This window comes from Stenotrophomonas maltophilia, assembly GCF_004920835.1.
Taxonomy (GTDB): Bacteria; Pseudomonadota; Gammaproteobacteria; order Xanthomonadales; family Xanthomonadaceae; genus Stenotrophomonas; species Stenotrophomonas maltophilia_AQ.
In genome coordinates this window covers 23,080-39,867 of sequence record NZ_QFHO01000037.1, presented here as the reverse complement: position 1 = coordinate 39,867, position 16,788 = coordinate 23,080, and the positions used below count along the sequence as shown (strand labels likewise).

13 protein-coding genes and 2 rRNA genes are annotated in these 16,788 nt (G+C 66.1%); 11 read left to right on the top strand and 4 right to left on the bottom strand.

What is annotated here, in order from left to right; translation table 11 throughout:
* The first annotated feature begins 3 nt into the window (after positions 1-3).
* Together rrf (DI041_RS19195) and rrf (DI041_RS19190) are read left to right on the top strand one after the other, a co-directional pair.
* Positions 4-118, top strand: a 5S ribosomal RNA gene (rrf, locus tag DI041_RS19195).
* 132 nt (positions 119-250) lie between these two features.
* A 5S ribosomal RNA gene (rrf, locus tag DI041_RS19190) occupies positions 251-365 on the top strand.
* Between the two features lie 352 nt (positions 366-717).
* Here rrf (DI041_RS19190) and DI041_RS19185 read toward each other — a convergent pair.
* Both DI041_RS19185 and DI041_RS19180 read right to left on the bottom strand, forming a co-directional pair.
* On the bottom strand, positions 718-2,433 hold the full coding sequence (locus tag DI041_RS19185) for a M28 family metallopeptidase (RefSeq protein ID WP_136639624.1): 1,716 nt from the start codon (positions 2,431-2,433) through the stop codon (positions 718-720).
* Positions 2,434-2,519: 86 nt separating this feature from the next.
* Complete coding sequence (locus DI041_RS19180) at positions 2,520-3,182, bottom strand: DUF4097 family beta strand repeat-containing protein (RefSeq protein WP_046983905.1); 663 nt, start codon at positions 3,180-3,182, stop codon at positions 2,520-2,522.
* Positions 3,183-3,277: 95 nt separating this feature from the next.
* Here DI041_RS19180 and DI041_RS19175 point away from each other — a divergent pair, with 95 nt between their 5' ends.
* Together DI041_RS19175 and DI041_RS19170 are read left to right on the top strand one after the other, a co-directional pair.
* Entirely contained in the window at positions 3,278-4,576 is a 1,299-nt protein-coding gene (locus DI041_RS19175) for a murein hydrolase activator EnvC family protein (RefSeq protein WP_136639625.1), read from the top strand.
* A 108-nt stretch (positions 4,577-4,684) separates the two neighbouring features.
* On the top strand, positions 4,685-6,181 hold the full coding sequence (locus tag DI041_RS19170; protein WP_136639626.1) for a S41 family peptidase: 1,497 nt from the start codon (positions 4,685-4,687) through the stop codon (positions 6,179-6,181).
* A 109-nt stretch (positions 6,182-6,290) separates the two neighbouring features.
* On the opposite strand, the gene DI041_RS19165 is transcribed toward DI041_RS19170, so the two are convergent.
* Positions 6,291-6,983, bottom strand: coding sequence for a rhomboid family intramembrane serine protease (locus DI041_RS19165; protein ID WP_004138280.1), 693 nt, complete (start codon positions 6,981-6,983; stop codon positions 6,291-6,293).
* Between the two features lie 225 nt (positions 6,984-7,208).
* Between DI041_RS19165 and DI041_RS19160 the strand changes: the two genes are divergently transcribed.
* Both DI041_RS19160 and pnuC read left to right on the top strand, forming a co-directional pair.
* On the top strand, positions 7,209-8,558 hold the full coding sequence (locus DI041_RS19160) for an outer membrane protein transport protein (RefSeq protein WP_046983902.1): 1,350 nt from the start codon (positions 7,209-7,211) through the stop codon (positions 8,556-8,558).
* 142 nt (positions 8,559-8,700) lie between these two features.
* Positions 8,701-9,273 (top strand): nicotinamide riboside transporter PnuC, encoded by a 573-nt coding sequence (pnuC, locus tag DI041_RS19155; protein WP_046983901.1) that lies wholly within the window; start codon positions 8,701-8,703, stop codon positions 9,271-9,273.
* Positions 9,274-9,391: 118 nt separating this feature from the next.
* Here the strand turns inward: pnuC and putA are convergent, their stop codons facing one another.
* On the bottom strand, positions 9,392-12,610 hold the full coding sequence (putA, locus tag DI041_RS19150; protein WP_136639627.1) for a bifunctional proline dehydrogenase/L-glutamate gamma-semialdehyde dehydrogenase PutA: 3,219 nt from the start codon (positions 12,608-12,610) through the stop codon (positions 9,392-9,394).
* Between the two features lie 274 nt (positions 12,611-12,884).
* Between putA and DI041_RS19145 the strand changes: the two genes are divergently transcribed.
* The 5 genes from DI041_RS19145 to DI041_RS19125 all read left to right on the top strand — a co-directional run bounded on the left by DI041_RS19145 (position 12,885) and on the right by DI041_RS19125 (position 16,782).
* Positions 12,885-13,361, top strand: coding sequence for a DUF2244 domain-containing protein (locus tag DI041_RS19145; protein WP_046983900.1), 477 nt, complete (start codon positions 12,885-12,887; stop codon positions 13,359-13,361).
* An 11-nt stretch (positions 13,362-13,372) separates the two neighbouring features.
* Positions 13,373-14,320: a cytochrome c oxidase subunit II gene (coxB, locus tag DI041_RS19140; protein WP_136639628.1), complete on the top strand. Its 948-nt coding sequence runs from the start codon at positions 13,373-13,375 to the stop codon at positions 14,318-14,320.
* A gap of 61 nt (positions 14,321-14,381) precedes the next feature.
* Positions 14,382-15,989, top strand: a complete 1,608-nt coding sequence (gene ctaD, locus DI041_RS19135) for a cytochrome c oxidase subunit I (RefSeq protein ID WP_025878294.1) — start codon at positions 14,382-14,384, stop codon at positions 15,987-15,989.
* An 8-nt stretch (positions 15,990-15,997) separates the two neighbouring features.
* Positions 15,998-16,195: a hypothetical protein gene (locus DI041_RS19130; protein ID WP_136639629.1), complete on the top strand. Its 198-nt coding sequence runs from the start codon at positions 15,998-16,000 to the stop codon at positions 16,193-16,195.
* Positions 16,192-16,782, top strand: coding sequence for a cytochrome c oxidase assembly protein (locus DI041_RS19125; RefSeq protein ID WP_025878292.1), 591 nt, complete (start codon positions 16,192-16,194; stop codon positions 16,780-16,782). The genes DI041_RS19130 and DI041_RS19125 overlap by 4 nt, the downstream gene beginning before the upstream one ends.
* Positions 16,783-16,788: the final 6 nt, after the last annotated feature.

The following is a 16,788-nucleotide window of genomic DNA, read 5'->3' as shown; positions in this document are numbered from 1 at the left end:
CTCCCTGGTGAAATTAGCGCTATGGAACCACCCGATCCCATCCCGAACTCGGAAGTGAAACGTAGCTGCGCCGATGGTAGTGTGGCCTAAGCCATGCGAGAGTAGGTCATCGCCAGGGTTTATACCCAAAAACCCCGCTGCTCACGCAGCGGGGTTTTTCTTATTAAGTGAAGGCACTGCTTTTTGAGTGGCTTCCGCCCCGAGGGCAAGATCGCGATGCTGGCGCTGCAAGCGCTGCTGCAACCGTCTCCCTGGTGAAATTAGCGCTATGGAACCACCCGATCCCATCCCGAACTCGGAAGTGAAACGTAGCTGCGCCGATGGTAGTGTGGCCTAAGCCATGCGAGAGTAGGTCATCGCCAGGGTTTACACCCAAAACCCCGCTGCTCACGCAGCGGGGTTTTTCTTTGTGCGCAGGAAATGCGGGTAGTGCCGGCCTCTGGCCGGCAACCCGATGGCGTTACATCACCCGGTAGATCCACGACATGCGTGGATGCCCTCCGCGAGGAATCACGGCGCCAACCAAGGTTGGCAGCTACCTAGGGCAGGCGAACCCACAGTAGATCCACGCAATGCGTGGATGGATTGTTCCCGCAAAGAGCGGCGCCAACCAAGGTTGGCATCTACCACCGCGCTGCAATCGCACGCACAAAAAATGCGGCGCCCTTGCGGGCGCCGCCTTGGATTGCTTCAGTACTGAGTCGAGCAGGCTCGACGCTACTTCGCCGCAGCCGGTGCCTTGTCCTTCATCATTGCATCGCGGGCCGCCTTGAACGGGTTGCCTGCATACCAGTTCGGCCAACGATCGCCGCCGGCCAGTTCCTTGCCGACGCCGTACATCAGCTGCAGGTCTTCGACAGTCCCGTCCAGCTTCCAGGTGGCCGCGTCGAACTCGTCCTTCGGGCCGTGGTAGCGGTTGGCGCCGTAGTCGGCTGCAGCCTTGCGGCCGGCGTCCACGCCACCCTCGCGCAGGTCCTCGCCACCATCGGCGTACAGGGCCGGCACGCCGGCCTTGGCGAAGTTGAAGTGATCCGAGCGGAAGTAGAAGCCACTCTGCACCGAGGTCTCACCGTGCAGGGTACGGTCCTGGGCCGCGGCCAGCGGCTTGAGAATGTCTTCCAGCTCCGAGCTGCCGAAACCGGTGACAGTCACGTCCTTGGCACGGCCAGCCACCGACATCGCATCGATGTTGATCACGCCGGCGATCTTGTCCAGCGGGAAGGTGGGGTGCGTGACGTAGTACTTCGAACCCAGCAGGCCGGATTCTTCCAGGGTCACCGCCAGGAACACCACCGAACGCTCCGGCTTCGGATCCTGGTGGGCCATTGCTTCAGCCACCTCGAGGATGCCGGCCACGCCGGTCGCATTGTCGACTGCACCGTTGTAGATGTTGTCGCCGGTCTCGCCCTCGTGCTTGCCCAGGTGGTCCCAGTGCGCCATGTACAGCACGGCCTCGTCGGCACGCTTGCTGCCCGGCAGCACGCCCACCACATTGCGCGACTGCTTCTGCGCGATCTTGCTCTTCAGGTCGACCGCGGCGGTGGCCTTCAGCGGAACCGGCTTGAAGCCGCGCTTGCTGGCGTCCTTGTACGCCTGTGCCAGGTCCAGGCCGGCGCCGGCGAACAATGCCTTGGCGGCTTCCGCACTCAGCCAGCCCTGCACCGGGATGCGGGCTTCCGGGTCGTCCTTGGCCGGCAGGTCGTACTGCGGGCCCGCCCAGGAGTTCTTCACCACGTCCCAGCCATAGGAGGCGCCGGCGGTGTCGTGCACGATCAGCGCGGCGGCGGCGCCCTTGCGTGCGGCTTCCTCGAACTTGTAGGTCCAGCGGCCGTAGTAGGTCATGCGCTTGCCGTCGAACAGCTTCGCGTCATCGACGTGGAAGCCCGGATCGTTGACGAACATGACGACCGTCTTGCCCTTCCAGTCCTGGCCGGCGTAGTCGTTCCACTTCTGCTCCGGCGCATCGACGCCGTAGCCAACGAACACCAGGTCGCTGGCGTGGACCTTCACTTCGGCCTGGCCGGTACGGGTGCCCACCACCATGTCGGTACCGAACTTCAGTTCGGTGGTTTTGCCGCCCTGGGTGATCTTCAGCACGGTCGATTCGTTGGCCGTGGTCTCAGTCATCGGCACGTCCTGGAACCAGCTGTCGCCGTTGCCGGGCTGCAGGCCGATGCGCTGCATCTGGTCACGGATGTAGTTGACCGTCAGTTCTTCGCCCTTGCTACCCGGGGCGCGACCTTCGAACTCATCCGAGGCCAGGGTCTTGACCATCTCGGCGAAGTCCCCGGCGTTGATTTCCGGCGAGAACGAATGGGCTGCCGGCTTCGCAGCGGCAGTGTCAGTGGCCGGCGCGGGCGCCGGAGTATCTTCGCCTTTGCAGGCACTGAGCGCGGCCGCAGCGGCCAGGCACAGGAGGAGTTTGCGGGGCATCGTCGATTCCTGGAAAACAAAGGGCGGCCACACCTCGAGCGTGGCCGGTAACAGCGAGTATCACCGAACCGAATGGCCCGGTGCGCTCAATCCGCCGGAGCGGTTTCGGCGTCGAACGGGATCGGCTCGGCGCCGGTGACCGGCCCGATACGAGCGGTGCGATGCACGTACAGCACCACCTCGCGTTCGAACTGCAGTGGGCCGCTGACCACGGCGTTCGGGCCGATGATCACGCGTGGCTTGCGGCTGGCGGTGAGCGAGACGCTGAAGTTCGGCTTGCGCACATGCACGCCACCGTTCACCTGCGAACCGATGCCGACGGTGATATCGCCGTTGACGGTCTCCACGTCCTTGCCGACGCGGCTTTCGACCAGGCCGATGCCACCGTTCACGGTTTCGACGCCGCCTTCGATCTGGCTGCCGCGATCGCTGAAGATGCTGCCGTTAACCGTGCTGACGTCGCCACGGGCGATCACCTCGCGGCCCAGGCGCACGCCGCCGTTGACCGTCTCGATCTGGCCGGTGCGTGCGCGGTCGGCGACCTTCACCCCACCATTGACGGTGTCGATACTGCCGGTCTCGACGCCTTCGCCGACACGGATGCCGCCGTTGACGGTATCCAGTTTGCCGTAGCGCTGGCCGGCGTCGGCGCTGATGCTGCCGTTGACCTTGCTGATGTCTTCCTGGGCCGCAACCGGCCCGGTGGCCAGCAGCACGCCCAACAGCAGCGGAATGGAAAGAGTTTTCATGGGGACCTCGATGGATGTGCGGCTGGCAGGCCGCGTGCGGAGATGTCACCATTCCCCGGTACCCCCTGCAACTGCCTGAAGTCACTGGAAAGCCCTTGCGCGACAACGCCTTCCCATCACGCCGACATCACATCGCCGCCATCCGCGGCGGGCGCTGCCTGCTGCTGGGGCTGGCGTTGGCCCTTGCCCTGCCCTTGCCCGGTGCTGCGCAGACCACCCGCGAGACCGAGCGCAAGCTGCAGAAGCTGCGCACCGAACTGAAGGGCGTGGCGCAGGAGCGCCGGCAGATCGAAGGGCAGCGCGGCCAGGCATCACAGCAGCTGCGCGAGGCGGATGAGAAGGTGGCCCGCACCGGCCGTGCGCTTGCGCAGACAGAAACCGCGCTGCGCGAGCAGGGAAGGGCCCTGGCCGAGGCCGAACAACGCCGCAGCACGCTGCAGGCCAACCTCGCCCAGCAGCATCGCGAGCTGGCCGGCCTGCTGCGTGCGGCCTACCAGCTGGGCAACCACGCACCGTTGAAGCTGCTGCTGTCGCAGGACACGGTGGCCGATGCCAATCGCGCCCTGGCCTACCACCGCTACCTGCAGCGCGAGCGGGCAAAGCGCATCACCGCGCTGACTGCTGACCTGAAGGAGCTGGAGGCGCTGCAGGCGCAGATCGCTGAGCGCAAGCAGAAGCTGCAGGGCGCGCAGCAGAACCAGAAGCAGCAGGCAGCGGCGCTGGAAGTCGACCGCCGCGATCGCGCAAAGACTGTTGCCTCGCTGGACGAGCGCTTCAAGGACCAGCGCGAGAAAGAACAGGCGCTGGGCCAGGATGCCAAGGCGCTGGAAACGCTGCTGGCCAATCTGCGTGCGGCCGCCGCCCGTGCCGAGGCCGAGCGTCGCGCGGCTGCGCGCCGTGCAGCAGCGGAGAAGGCCGCCGCCGAACGTGCCGCACGCCAGGCGGCGGCACAGGGACGGCCGCCGCCGCCCACCAAGGTGCCGCCTGCCGTGGCCTCGGCGCCTGCGCCGAAGGTTGGAGGCCTGGGCTGGCCGTTGTCCGGCAATCTGCTGGCGCGCTATGGCGGCAAGTTGCCTGACGGCCGCACCAGCAGCGGTGTGCTGATCGGTGCACCGGCCGGCAGTACCGTTACTGCGGTGGCCGATGGCACCGTGGTGTTCTCCGACTGGATGACCGGCTACGGCATGATCCTGATCGTCGACCACGGCAACGGCTACATGAGCCTGTATGCCCACAACGACACCCTGCTGAAGGATGCCGGTGCCCGGGTCAGTCGTGGCGACGCGGTGGCCAAGGTCGGCAATTCCGGCGGCCAGGGCGTGACCGCGCTGTACTTCGAGCTGCGGCGTGGCGGGCAGCCGGTCAATCCGGACAGCTGGCTGCAGCGGCGCTGAATCCAGCGCTACCGCAGGCATGGCGGATTCAACGGGAATTTAGCTGTGCTTCGCGCATAATCGGCGCATGTGCCTTGGGCACGATGCCATCGTCGACAGGAGTGATCCATGCGCGCAGCCCGTACCGCCACCCTCTTGCTGGCTCTGTTGCCAGCGCTGTCCTGGGCGCAGCAGACCGCGCCCGCCCCGAGCCAGGAAACCAGCGGGCAGGCGGCGAACAGCGAGGAGGCGGTGACCTCGAAGGTGCCGCTGGAGGAGATCCGCCGTTTCGTGGCCGTGTACAACGCGGTGCGTGCTGCCTACGTCGACCCGGTCGATGACAAGAAGCTGATGCAGTCGGCGGTGCGCGGCCTGCTGCTCGACCTTGATCCGCACAGCACCTATTTCAACAAGGAAGACGCGCAGGCTTTCGACGAACAGGCCAGCGGCGCCTACGAAGGCATCGGCGTGGAGCTGCAGCAGCAGCCGGACAACGCCAGCATGAAGGTGATCGCGCCGATCGACGACACGCCGGCGGCCAAGGCCGGCATCCTCGCCGGTGACCTGATCATCGCCATCGACGGCAAGCCGATCAGCGCGATCGACGCCAGCGAGCCGCTGCGGGGCGCCGCCGGAAGCAAGGTGGTGCTGACCATCGTGCGCGAAGGCAAGCCTAAGCCGTTCGATGTCAGCCTCACCCGGCAGACCATCCGCGTGACCAGTGTGAAGAGCCGCATGCTCGAACCGGGTTACGCCTACATCCGCCTGAGCACCTTCCAGGCCGATACCGGTTCTGATTTCCAGAAGCACGTGCAGCAGCTGCAGAAGCAGTCCGGTGGTCAGCTCAAGGGTCTGGTGCTGGATCTGCGCAGCAACCCGGGTGGCCTGCTGACCGCCGCCGTGCAGGTGGCCGATGATCTGCTCGACAAGGGCAATATCGTCAGCACCCGTGGCCGCATCAGCATCAGCGATGCACGCTTCGATGCGACCCCTGGCGATCTGTTGAAGGGCGCACCGGTGGTGGTGCTGGTCGACGCTGGTTCGGCCAGCGCATCGGAAGTGCTGGCCGGCGCGCTGCGCGACAACAAGCGTGCGCGCGTGGTCGGCAGCCGCACCTTCGGCAAGGGCTCGGTGCAGACCGTGCTGCCGCTGGACAACGGTGATTCGGTGAAGCTGACTACCGCGCGTTACTACACGCCCAGCGGCAAGTCGATCCAGGCCACCGGTATCGTGCCGGAGGTCGAGCTGAAGCCTGCGGCGCGCCCGGAAGACGAGGCGCTGCCGGCCAGCCTGAGCGACTACAGCGAAGCGACCCTGCCGGGCCACCTGCGCGGCGACGACGAAGGCACCGAGGGCTACCACGCCGGTGCGGTACTGCCGGGTGATGGCCCGATCAACGATGCGCTGGCCGAGCTGAAGAATCCCGGTTCGGTGGCTGCACGGTTGAAGGCCGAAGCGGCGAAGGCCGCTGCGGCCAAGGCTGCGAAAACGGCGGCCGCGAAGCCGGAGGCCACGCCGGATGCAAAGGCCGAGCCGAAGCCGGAGGCCACGCCGGATGCGAAGGCCGAGCCGAAGGCGGAGAGCAAGCCGGAAGCAAAGCCCGCTCCGGCCCCGGTCAAGCCCTGACGGTAGTGCCGGGCCATGCCCGGCGACGAAACCCGCAGTCGAGCACGCTTGACGCTACGAACGAGCGGGTGAGCGTGGAGCTGGCCAGCGGCCGGCACCACCGGACCGGTCAGAACCCGTGGCGCTTGCGCAGCTTGCGGGCGATCGCGGCGCGCACGTAGACCCCGTACACCAGACCGAACATGAAGCCACCGATGTGCGCCCACCAGGCGACCATGCCGAAGCTCGGGCCGATGTGGGCGAACACCACCTGCAGTGCGGCCCAGACGCCGATCAGCAGGTAGGCCGGGGCGCGCACGAACTCCAGGAACAGGCCGAGCGGGATCACCACGCCCAGCCGCGCGCCCGGGAACAGCGCCAGGTAGGCGCCGATCAAGGCCGAGACCGCGCCGCTGGCGCCGATGATGATCTGGTCCGGGCTGCCCATGGTGTAGATCGCCACCAGGTTGGAGACCGCACCGCCGACCAGGAACAGCAGCAGCAACCGCCACGGGCCCAGCACCCGTTCGGCGGGCAGGCCGAAGATCAACAGGAACACCAGGTTGCCCAGCAGGTGTGACCAGTCTGCGTGCAGGAACAGGGCCGTGAACAGCCGCAGCACGCTGCCGTCCTGCAGGGTCGCCCACCAGTCCAGCGGATGGGTCAGGCCGGTGGACAGGGCGCCCCAGTCCAGCCAGAGGCTGCCCCGGGCGTCGTCCGGACGCGAGATCGACCACAGGAACGCCAGCCACAGTGCCGCAAACAGCACGGGCGTGGCCCAGCGCAGGGCCGCCTTCTTGCGCGACGGGAGGGAGACGAACATGGGCAATAGCCTAGCGTGCGGGCGCCTGCGGCGGGATTTGTCCTGTTCAGCTTTTGAGACGAAAAAAGCGCCTGCGCTGTTATTGTTTCATTAACAGCTCTGGGTAATACTCGCATACGGCGTCGTATGTCGGGAGGGGAATCCGGCGCGCTCCGAAGGGCCCCAGGCCTGCCGGGCGCAGGCGCACTCAGAGCACCATCACCGCTTACCGGAGAGAGAACTACGATGCAAACCGCTTCCACCATTGCCCGACTGACCCTGCTGGCCGTCGGCGTTGCCGGTGCGCTGGCCGCCGCCGATGCCAACGCTGCCGCCTTCCAGCTGAAGGAAAACAGCGCCAAGGGCCTCGGCCGCGCGTTCGCCGGTTCCGGCAGCGCCGAGGGCGACGCCTCCATCATCGCCGTCAACCCGGCCGGCATGCGCCAGCTGGAAGGCACGATGGTCCAGGGCGACCTGAGCGCCATCAGCTTCAAGGCCGAGTTCAAGGGCCAGGGCCGCAATGCGGCAGGCCGCCCGCAGACCGGTGGTGACGGCGGCGACGCCGGCATGATCGCTCCGGTTCCGGCTGCGTACTTCCACATGCCGGTCGGCGAGAAGGCCCACTTCGGTGTGTCGCTGACCGCACCGTTCGGCTTCAAGACCGAATACGACAACGGTTGGGTCGGTCGCTACAGCGGCCTGAAGACCGACCTGAAGGCCATCGACCTCGGCTTCGCCGCATCGTATGACGTCAACCCGTACGTGTCCTTCGGCGCGTCGGTGTTCGTCGAGCACCTGACCATCGAGCTGAGCAACGCCGTCGACTACGGCAGCATCCTGGCCGGCGCCGGTGCTCCGGGCTTCGCCCCGGGCAGTTCGGATGGCACCCTGAAGATCGAGGGTGACAACAATGCCGTGGGCTGGACCGTTGGTGGCCTGTTCTCGATCGACGAGAACACCCACATCGGCCTGAGCTACCGTTCCAAGGTCGAGCACAAGATCACCGGTGGTGATGCGACCTTCAGCGGCGCCGACCGCGCCCGTTCCCTGCTGACCAACTCGCCGCGTACTCGCGGTTGGTTCATGGACACCAGCGGCAAGGCCACGGTGACCATGCCGGCCTCGGCCACCCTGAGCGTGACCCACAAGGTCAACGACCGCTGGACCGTGATGGGCGACGTGACCCGTACCGCCTGGTCGACCGCGTTTGACAGCGTGACCGTTGACTACGCTTCGCCGCAGCCCGATTCGGTTCTGGAGTTCGGCTACCGCGACACCACCTTCGTGTCGCTGGGCGCCGACTACAAGCTGAGCGACACCGTCACCCTGCGCGGTGGTGTTGCACTGGACCAGACCCCGACCACCGACGCCCACCGCGACGTCCGCGTGCCGGATACCAGCCGCAAGTGGCTGTCGCTGGGCGTGGGCTGGACCCCGTCGCAGAACACCGAGTGGAACATTGGTTATACCCACCTGTTCACCAGCGATCCGAACGTGAACGTGCCGGCGACCACCGCCAACCAGGGCAACTCGCTGTCGGGCAAGTACAAGGTCCGTGGCGACGTGCTGGCAGCTTCGTTCCAGTACAAGTTCTGATTCGGGCTTCCGCCTGACGCAGTACACGGAGGGCCCCGCGCAAGCGGGGCCTTCTTCTTTTGTGGCCTCGGGTCATCCACGCGTGGCGTGGGTCTACTGAAGAGCACCGCCATCCACGGCGTGGATCCACGACAATAGCGCCATGAACCTGTCCGACCCGAACTTCCAGCTGGAGCTGGCTGCCAACATCGCCGTCGCCGGCTCGATCCTGCTGGCCGGGCGCAACAACGTGCACACCTGGTGGCTGGGCATCGTCGGCTGCACATTGTTCGCCGCCGTGTTCGAGCGTTCGCACCTGTACGCAGACATGGTGCTGCAGTTCTTCTTCATCGCCATCAGCGTGCTGGGCTGGTGGCAGTGGCTGCGCGGCGACCATGGTGCGCCGCTGCCGATCACCTCGCTGCGACCACGTGCATGGGCCTGGCTGGCGCCGCTGGCGGTGGTGGCGACCTTCGGCTACGGCTGGATGCTGACCCGCCTGACCAATGCCTATGCGCCGTACATCGATTCGGCGGTGCTGGTGCTGAGCGTGATCGCGCAGATCCTGATGATGCGACGCAAGCTGGAATCGTGGTGGGTGTGGCTGCTGGTGAATACCGTCGCGGTGCCGCTGTACTACAGCCGTGGCCTGCACCTGACCTCGATCCTGTACGTGGGCTTCTGGATCAACGCGCTGGTGGCATTGCGCCACTGGCGCAATCTGATGCGGGTGTAGCGCCGAGCCCATGCTCGGCTGCACCGTGCAAGCTGAGCATGGGCTCGGCGCTACAGGAAACAAGGCACAAAAAACCCCGCTTTCGCGGGGTTTTTCGTTTGCCGCATGACGCCTGGGATCAGTCGCCCAGGGTGAGCAGCGAGGCATTGCCGCCGGCAGCGGTGGTGTTCACCGTCACCGTCTTTTCGGTGGCGAAGCGCAGCAGGTAGTGCGGGCCGCCGGCCTTGGGGCCGGTGCCGGACAGGCCCTGGCCGCCGAACGGCTGCACGCCGACCACCGCACCGATCTGGTTGCGGTTGACGTAGACGTTGCCGACGTGGACGCCGTTGCTGATGCGGTCGACGGTTTCGTCGATGCGCGAATGCACGCCCAGGGTCAGGCCATAGCCGGTGGCGTTGATCTGGTCGATCACCGCGTCGAGCTGGTCGCCCTTCCAGCGGATCACGTGCAGGACCGGCCCGAAGATTTCCTTCTGCAGCTGGCCCAGGTCCTTCAGTTCGTACGCACGCGGTGCGAAGAAGGTGCCGTTGGCCGCTTCGGCGGACAGTTCCGCCGCAGCGATCAGGCGCGCTTCGCGGTCCATGCGTTCGGCGTGGTCCTGCAGGATCTTCAGTGCATCGGCGTCGATCACCGGGCCGACGTCGGTGGACAGCAGGCCGGGGTTGCCGACCTTCAGTTCCTTCATCGCACCGGCCAGCATGGTCATCACCTTGTCGGCGATGTCGTCCTGCACGAACAGCACGCGCGCGGCCGAGCAGCGCTGGCCGGCCGAGGTGAAGGCCGAACCAATCGCATCCTTGACCAGCTGTTCCGGCAGCGCCGAGGAGTCGGCGATGAAGGCGTTCTGGCCACCGGTTTCGGCAATCAGCACGCCGATGGCGGCGTCACGTGCGGCCATCGCGCGGTTGATCGCACGGGCGGTCTCGGTGGAGCCGGTGAAGGCCACGCCGGCCACGCGCGGGTCGGCGGTCAGCGCGGCGCCCACGGTCGCGCCGTCGCCCGGCAGGTACTGCACCACGTCGGCCGGCACGCCGGCATCGTGCAGCAGCTTCACTGCGTAGTAGCCGATCAGGTTGGTCTGCTCGGCCGGCTTGGCGATGACGCTGTTGCCGGCGGCCAGTGCAGCGGCCACCTGGCCGAGGAAGATCGCCAGCGGGAAGTTCCACGGGCTGATGCAGACGAACACGCCGCGGCCGTGCAGCTGCAGCTCGTTGGATTCACCGGTCGGGCTGGGCAGCTTCTCGGCGTGGCTGAACTGCTCGCGTGCCTGCTTGGCGTAGTAGCGCAGGAAGTCCACGGCTTCGCGTACTTCGGCGATGCCGTCGGGCAGGCTCTTGCCGGCTTCCTTCACGCACAGCGCCATGAATTCGGGCATGCGCGCTTCCAGCTGGTCGGCGGCGTGCTCGAGGATGGCGGCGCGGCTGGCCGCCGGGGTGCGGTTCCAGGCCGGCTGTGCGGCCACGGCATTGGCCAGTGCCTTCTGCACGGTGGCGGCATCGGCGGCCTGCCACTGGCCGACCACCTCGCGGGTATCGGCGGGGTTGGTCACCGGCTGTGCGGCGCCGGCCGGGTTGGCACCCGGCACCAGCGGCGCGGCCGACCAGGGCTTCACTGCAGCGTTGAGCTGCTCGGCCAGGGCGCGCAGTTCGTTGTCGTTGGCGAGGTTGGCGCCCATGGAGTTCTTCCTGTCGTGGTTCTGGCTGCGCAGCAGGTCAACCGGCAGCGGGATCTTGGGGTGCGGAATCGATTCGAACGAGGACACCATCTCGACCGGATCGCGGATCAGGTCGGCGATCGGCACGCGCTCGTCGGTGATGCGGTTGACGAAGCTGGAGTTGGCGCCGTTTTCCAGCAGGCGGCGCACCAGGTACGGCAGCAGGTCTTCATGCGAACCAACCGGCGCGTACACGCGGCACGGCAGGTTCAAGCGGTCGGCCGGCACCACTTCGGCGTACAGGTCGTCGCCCATGCCGTGCAGCTTCTGGTGCTCGTAGACGCCGCCATTGGCGATGCTGCGCACCGCCGCGATGGTGTGCGCGTTGTGCGTGGCGAACATCGGGTAGATCGCGTCGGCATGGGTAAACAGACGCTTGGCACACGCCAGGTAGGACACGTCGGTATTCTGCTTGCGGGTGAACACCGGGTAGCCGGCATAGCCTTCGATCTGCGCGCGCTTGATCTCGGCGTCCCAGTAGGCACCCTTGACCAGGCGCACCTGCAGGCGACGACCGGCGCGGCGCGCCATGTCGGCCAGGTGGTCGATCGTGTACGGCGTACGCTTCTGGTAAGCCTGCACGACCACGCCGAAGCCATCCCAGCCGGCCAGCGAGGCATCGCCGAACACCTGCTCGATGATGTCCAGCGACAGTTCCAGGCGATCGGACTCTTCGGCGTCGACGGTGCAGCCGATGCCGTAGCTCTTGGCCAGCTGTGCCAGTTCCAGCACGCCTGGTACCAGGTCCTTCAGCGCGCGCGCGCGCTTGGCGTGCTCGTAGCGCGGGTACAGCGCCGACAGCTTGATGGAGATGCCCGGGGCGTTGTTGACGTCGCCGTCCGGGCGGCCACCGCGGGCCTTGTGGTCACCACCGATGGCGTGGATCGCACGACGGTAGTCCTCCAGGTAGCGCAGCGCGTCCTTCATGGTCAGCGCGCCTTCGCCCAGCATGTCGAAGGAGTAGCGGTAGCTGGCGTTGTCGCCCTTGTGCGAGCGCGACAGTGCTTCGCTGATGGTGCGGCCCATGACGAACTGGTGGCCCATGATCTTCATCGCCTGGCGCACGGCCAGGCGCACCACCGGTTCACCCACGCGGCCGACCAAGCGCTTGAACGCGCTGGGCGCATCAGCGCGGGTGGCATCGTTCATCTGCACCAGCTTGCCAGTCAGCATCAGGCCCCAGGTGGAGGCGTTGACCAGCACCGAGTCGCTGCCGCCCAGGTGCTTTTCCCAGTCGGCATCGGCCAGCTTGTCGCGGATCAGCTTGTCGGCGGTGTCCTGGTCCGGAATGCGCAGCAGCGCTTCGGCCACGCACATCAGCAGCACGCCTTCCTCGCTGCCCAGGTCGTACTGGCGCATGAAGGCTTCGATCGCCCCCTGGTCCTTGGCGCGCACGCGCACCCGGCCGACCAGATCGGCGGCCAGCGCCTGCACCTTGGCCTGTTCCTCGGCGGGCAGGCGGGCCTGCGCCAGCAGTTCGCGCACGTGGCTGGCCTCGTCCTTCAACCAGCCATCGGTGATGGCCTGGCGGAACGGGTTGGGGGACGCCGGCAGTTCCGGCGACAGCAGCGCGCCGGGACGCGGAGCGTCGCTGGCGGCAGGGGAGGAGAAGGGTGCGTTCATGCCGGTCCGGCCAATGGAAAACTTGGCGATTTTAATCATTTTTGCGTCTTGGGGAAGTGCCCCGCAGCCACCTTCGTGAAGGGCTGATAGCCCCTAACGGTGGTGGGTTCAGCCTGTTCAGAAAGTCCTGCAGAATTTGTGCCGAATTCGTCATTCGCGTTGCCGGGGTCATGCTGTGTTGCAGCATCGGAAAAAGTGTGAATGCACCCTTGCTACTGGCGAGAGGGCGGGGCTACCATCGAGACGTTTCCCGCGGCAGGAACGCGGTTGCGACATGATCGAGGTGCTTACAGCTCCAGATGGATCAGGTACGCAGCTGCGACTGCGTCCCCCACGGGCGCTCGATGCCCGGCAGTTCGTCCTGTTGTTTGCTGTGTTGTCGGGAGCGATGTGGCTGGTGTCCGCCCTCGGGTGGTTGGCCGGCAATGCATTCGCCCCCCTGTTCGCGCTGCTGTACAGCCTGCTGTTGGCAGTCGCGTTGCGCGCGTTGTGGCGCAGCGGTGAACGGCAGGAGGAGATCCGGGTAGTGCCAGCGTGCGTGGAGGTCATCCCCGTACCTGGTGGATCGCCGGTGTTCCGGGCCCATCCCCACTGGGTGCGCCTGCTCACCGACGACGAGAAGGTCCGGCTGGCATCCAGCGGCCGGCAGGTGGAGGTGGGGAGTTTCCTCGCGCCGGCCGAACGTCAAACGCTTGTTGAAACGCTTGAAGATTTGCTCGCCGCCAGCGATGGCGGCAACCGACGACGCTAAGGGTCTAGGCAATGAAGCAAAGCAGAGGGTGGGGCACGAAGTGCGTTGCAATGGTCGCCACGATGGCGGCCCTGCTGTCGATGCCGGGGACGGCACTGGCCCAGGCGGCCGATCCAAAGCCGTGGCAGCTGAACATGGGCAAGGGGGTGACCCAGACCTCACGCCTGGCCTGGGAATCGAACAATCTCTCGCTGATCGTCTGTACGGTGATCGGCGTGATCGTGTTCGGTGCCATGGCCTACGCCATGTTCAAGTTCCGCAAGTCGAAAGGCGCGGTGGCCGCCACCTTCAGCCACAACACCAAGGCCGAAATCATCTGGACAGTGATCCCGGTGATCATCCTGGTGGTGATGGCGTGGCCGGCCACGGCCAACCTGATCAAGATGTACGACACCCGCGATGCCGAGATGACCGTGAAGGTCACCGGTTACCAGTGGATGTGGAAGTACGAATACCTCGGTGAGAACGTCACCTTCACCAGCCGCCTGGACCGTGAATCCGATCGCATGCGGCAGAGCGGCAAGGTGCCGACCCGCGAGAGCCATCCGCATTACCTGCTGGACGTGGACAACCGGCTGGTGTTGCCGGTTGATACCAAGGTGCGCTTCGTCATCACCTCCGACGACGTGATCCACGCCTGGTGGGTACCGGCGCTGGGCTGGAAGCAGGACGCCATCCCCGGTTTCATCAATGAAGCCTGGACCAGCATCGAGCAGCCCGGTGTCTACCGCGGCCAGTGCGCGGAGCTGTGCGGCAAGGACCATGGCTTCATGCCGATCGTGGTCGAGGCGGTGTCCAAGGAAGAATTCAAGCAGTGGCTGGCGCAGCGCAAACCCGCGCCTGCACCGGCAGCGCCTGCCGAACCCACCGCACCTGCCAGTGAAACGCCGGCGCAGCCAGCGGCACCGGCAGCCGCCGAGGCCGGCAACGCGCCTGCGGCGGCGGCCAGCGGAGCCTGATGTAACTGCCCGCGGCCGCATCGCGGCTGCGGCGACAACCGATCCTGAGAGGTGTTTTGCAATGGCGCACTCGGCAGTTGGGCATGACGATCACCATCACCCGCAGAGCTTCTTCGAGCGTTGGTTCTTCTCGACCAACCACAAGGACATCGGCACGCTGTACCTGGGTTTCAGCTTCATCATGTTCGTCATCGGCGCGTTCATGAGCGTGCTGATCCGGCTGGAACTGGCCCAGCCCGGCATCCAGTACATCCGTCCGGAAATCTTCAACCAGCTGACCACCGTACACGCGCTGGTGATGATCTTCGGCGGGGTGATGCCGGCCTTCGTCGGCCTGGCCAACTGGATGATCCCATTGCAGATCGGCGCGCCGGACATGGCGCTGCCGCGCATGAACAACTGGTCGTTCTGGCTGCTGCCGGTGGCCTTCAGCCTGCTGCTGCTGACCTTCCTGCTGCCCGGTGGCGCGCCGGCCGGTGGCTGGACGCTGTACCCGCCGCTGTCGCTGCAGGGCGGCTACAACGTCGCGTTCACCGTGTTCGCCATCCACGTGGCCGGCATCAGTTCGATCATGGGCGCGATCAACATCATCGCCACGGTGCTGAACATGCGCGCGCCCGGCATCGACCTGCTGAAGATGCCGATCTTCTGCTGGGCCTGGCTGATTACCGCGTTTCTGCTGATCGCAGTGATGCCGGTGCTGGCCGGTGCGGTGACGATGCTGCTCACCGACAAGTTCTTCGGCACCAGCTTCTTCAATGCGGCCGGTGGTGGTGACCCGGTGATGTTCCAGCACATCTTCTGGTTCTTCGGCCATCCCGAGGTCTACATCATGATCCTGCCCGCCTTCGGCGTGGTCAGCGAGATCATCCCGACCTTCAGCCGCAAGCCGCTGTTCGGCTACCAGGCGATGGTGTACGCCACCGCCGCCATCGCGTTCCTGTCGTTCATCGTCTGGGCCCACCACATGTTCACCGTGGGCATGCCGCTGGGCGGCGAGATCTACTTCATGTTCGCCACCATGCTGATCTCGATCCCGACCGGCGTGAAGGTGTTCAACTGGGTGAGCACGATGTGGCGTGGCTCGCTGACGTTCGAGGCGCCGATGTTGTGGTCGGTGGCCTTCGTGATCCTGTTCACCATCGGTGGATTCTCCGGCCTGATGCTGGCCATCGTGGCGGCTGACTTCCAGTACCACGACACCTACTTCGTGGTCGCCCACTTCCACTACGTGCTGGTGACCGGCGCGGTGTTCGCGCTGATAGCGGCGGTGTACTACTGGTGGCCGAAGTGGACCGGCCGCATGTACAGCGAGAAGTGGGCCAAGGTGCACTTCTGGTGGTCGATCGTGTTCGTCAACCTGCTGTTCTTCCCGCAGCATTTCCTGGGCCTGGCCGGCATGCCGCGCCGCATCCCCGATTACTCGGTGGCGTTCGCTGACTGGAACCTGATCAGCTCGATCGGTGCGTTCGGCATGTTCGCCACGCCGTTCATGATGGCTGCGATCCTGCTGTCCTCGCTGCGCAATGGCGAGAAGGCCGAGGCCCGCTCCTGGGAAGGTGCGCGCGGCCTGGAATGGACGCTGCCGTCGCCGGCACCGGCGCATACCTTCACCACGCCGCCAACGATCCGCCCGGGCGACCTGGCCCACGACGATATCGGTCATTGAGGTGATGCATGCATAACGAGAGCCCGATCACCCCGGCCAGAGCCGAGCCACGCTTGGCCGCAAGCGCATCGGCAGGCCAGCGACCAGGCACCGCGCCGCTTTATGCGGAGCAGCGCCAGCGCGCCAGGCGCACCGCGTTGTGGGTGGGCGCGATCGCCGTGCTGGTGTACGTCGGCTTCATCCTCAGCGGCGTGATCGGTCGATGAGCGAAACACCGGCCACCGCTCCGTCACGCAGCGCCGGCCTGCCGCGCCTGATCGGCGTTGCGGTGGTGGTGTTCCTGCTGACGTTCTCGCTGGTACCGCTGTATCGCATCGCCTGCGAGAAGGTATTCGGCGTGCGTCTGGAACGTGGCCCGGGCAGCGAAGCCAGTACCGGTGCTGCCACCGGCAAGCGCACCGTGCGGGTGGAATTCGATGGTGGCGTCAATTCGCGGCTGCCGTGGTCGTTCCATCCCGAGCAGCTGACCATGGATGTGGTGCCTGGCGAGCTCAACGAAGCGCTGTACTTCGCCCGCAACGACAGCCAGCAGGCCGTGGTCGGCAGCGCGGTGCCGTCGGTGGCGCCGGCACGCGCGTCCGGGTTCTTCAGCAAGACCGAGTGCTTCTGCTTCACTGCGCAGACCCTGCAGGCCGGCGAGAAGCGTGACATGCCGGTGCGCTTCATCGTCGATCCGGACCTGCCGCCGGAAATCCGCACGATCACCTTGTCCTACACCTTCTACCGCAACGATGCGTTGTCCGATCGGCTGGCGCCCGCCGCCACGTCGGAAGGCGCCCACGCTGCTCCCTGACCCGGA

What these genes read in the sequence shown, in the direction of transcription:
- DI041_RS19165 (WP_004138280.1), bottom strand. Translation starts at nt 6,983, where the DNA reads ATGTTCGTCTCCCTCCCGTCGCGCAAGAAGGCGGCCCTGCGCTGGGCC.
- ctaD (WP_025878294.1), top strand. Translation starts at nt 14,382, where the DNA reads ATGGCGCACTCGGCAGTTGGGCATGACGATCACCATCACCCGCAGAGC.
- putA (WP_136639627.1), bottom strand. Translation starts at nt 12,610, where the DNA reads ATGAACGCACCCTTCTCCTCCCCTGCCGCCAGCGACGCTCCGCGTCCC.
- DI041_RS19130 (WP_136639629.1), top strand. Translation starts at nt 15,998, where the DNA reads ATGCATAACGAGAGCCCGATCACCCCGGCCAGAGCCGAGCCACGCTTG.
- DI041_RS19185 (WP_136639624.1), bottom strand. Translation starts at nt 2,433, where the DNA reads ATGCCCCGCAAACTCCTCCTGTGCCTGGCCGCTGCGGCCGCGCTCAGT.
- coxB (WP_136639628.1), top strand. Translation starts at nt 13,373, where the DNA reads ATGAAGCAAAGCAGAGGGTGGGGCACGAAGTGCGTTGCAATGGTCGCC.
- DI041_RS19180 (WP_046983905.1), bottom strand. Translation starts at nt 3,182, where the DNA reads ATGAAAACTCTTTCCATTCCGCTGCTGTTGGGCGTGCTGCTGGCCACC.
- DI041_RS19125 (WP_025878292.1), top strand. Translation starts at nt 16,192, where the DNA reads ATGAGCGAAACACCGGCCACCGCTCCGTCACGCAGCGCCGGCCTGCCG.
- DI041_RS19145 (WP_046983900.1), top strand. Translation starts at nt 12,885, where the DNA reads ATGATCGAGGTGCTTACAGCTCCAGATGGATCAGGTACGCAGCTGCGA.
- DI041_RS19170 (WP_136639626.1), top strand. Translation starts at nt 4,685, where the DNA reads ATGCGCGCAGCCCGTACCGCCACCCTCTTGCTGGCTCTGTTGCCAGCG.
- DI041_RS19160 (WP_046983902.1), top strand. Translation starts at nt 7,209, where the DNA reads ATGCAAACCGCTTCCACCATTGCCCGACTGACCCTGCTGGCCGTCGGC.
- pnuC (WP_046983901.1), top strand. Translation starts at nt 8,701, where the DNA reads ATGAACCTGTCCGACCCGAACTTCCAGCTGGAGCTGGCTGCCAACATC.